Source organism: Streptomyces sp. NPDC045846 (assembly GCF_056431605.1).
The window spans coordinates 1-1,750 of record NZ_JBWKKJ010000051.1; the positions used below are offsets into that span (position 1 = coordinate 1).

1 protein-coding gene is annotated in these 1,750 nt (G+C 65.1%); it reads left to right on the top strand.

Annotated features, from left to right (window positions below; genetic code table 11):
* The first annotated feature begins 88 nt into the window (after nucleotides 1-88).
* The gene (locus tag AC07F3_RS42355; RefSeq protein ID WP_479120450.1) at nucleotides 89-1,729 is read left to right on the top strand and encodes an ISAzo13 family transposase; all 1,641 of its coding nucleotides are present in this window, start codon (nucleotides 89-91) and stop codon (nucleotides 1,727-1,729) included.
* Nucleotides 1,730-1,750: the final 21 nt, after the last annotated feature.

Here is a 1,750-nt window from a genome sequence, read left to right on the forward strand (position 1 = left end):
GGGGCCTGAATTTCAATTACTGCTCGCTGCTGGGGCGTTGGCGCGATAATGAGGTGTGACTGCGGATACGTCGGCTCGGGCCTCGGTTGTGGCTTTGAAAGCGAAGTTCGATCAGTTTCTTCCTCATCTCGATGAACGGCGCCGCCGGATTTACCTGGCCAGCGAAGCAGCCGCGCTTGGTCATGGCGGGATTGCCCTGGTGGCGTCAGCCTCTGGTGTCAGCGCAACCACGATCGCGCGTGGGATCGCCGATCTGACCCGGTGCCCGTTGCCGACCAGGCGGATCCGGGCGTCAGGAGCCGGCCGCAGGCCGGTAACGATCACCGACCCGGGTCTGTTGCCCGCGCTCGAAACACTGATCGAGCCCACAACCCGGGGCGATCCGGTGTCGCCGTTGCGCTGGACCACGCTCTCGCTGCGGTCCTTGGCCTCGGCGCTGACCGCTCAGGGCCATCCCGTCAGCGCCTCGACCGTCGGACGCCTGTTGCATGCTGCGGGATACAGCCTGCAGGGCACCGCCAAGACCACGGAAGGCGCCAGCCATCCGGACCGGGATGCACAGTTCACACATATCAACGCCACCGCCACGGCCTTCCTTGAAGACAGCCAGCCGGTGATCAGCGTCGACACCAAAGCCAAGGAGTGGCTCGGCAACCGCGACCGGCCAGGCCGCATCTGGCGTCCGGGGAAGAACCCTGTTCGGGTCGACTGCCACACCTTCATCACCAGTGACCAGCCCGTGGTCATTCCCTACGGGATCTACGACATCGCCCGCAACACCGGCTGGGTCAACGTCGGCACCACCCACGACACGGCCGAGTTCGCCGTGGAATCCATCCGACGCTGGTGGCAGCAGCGCGGACGGGACGACTACCCGGACGCCGGCCGGCTACTGATCACCGCAGATTGCGGCGGTTCCAACGATCCCCGCCGCTGGACATGGAAGAAGCATCTCGCCGCCTTCGCCCTGGAGAGCGGACTCCAGATCACGGTCTGCCACTTCCCACCCGGAACATCGAAGTGGAACAAAATCGAGCACCGAATGTTCTGTCACATCACCGCGAACTGGCGCGGCAGGCCCTTGACCAGCTACGAGACCGTCATCGAGACGATCGCCGCCACAACCACCCGCACCGGGCTCAGAATCGGAGCCGAACTCGACACCGGTCGATACGACTTGGGCGCCGCAGTGCCACCCGCCGAGTTTCATGCCCTGCCGATCACACCCCATGCCTTCCACGGCGGCTGGAACTACACCTTGGCACCGGTCGCACCCAGGCTCCTGGAGCCGGCGCCGAGCCGGCAGCGGATTGATCCCGCCTTGACGGCAGTGCTCAGCGATCCGGCCCTGACCGGGATGTCACGCTCTGCCTTCGACCGACTGGTCGCCGTTTCGGAACCGTACTGGGACTCCTTGGCAGAGGCTGCATTCCAACGACGCTTCCACCGCCCTCGCAGCTATCTCCACCCGCAGACCAGCAGCCTCGACCACTACCACCGCCTGCTGACCGCATTGTTGCGTCGCCGCAGAGCCGTCACCAGCACGCTTCTCGCCCAGCTCCTGAACGTCACCCGCACCAATCTGTCCAACCAGTTCCAAGACGGCCACCGCCTCCTGGACCTGCACCGCATCGAGGTCACCCCGCTACCCGGAACCCCGGCCCGCACCCTCACCCAACTGCAGGCACGCATACCACCACACGACAACCCCTGCACAGATCAACTCTGACAGTTATTCAGACACAGGCCC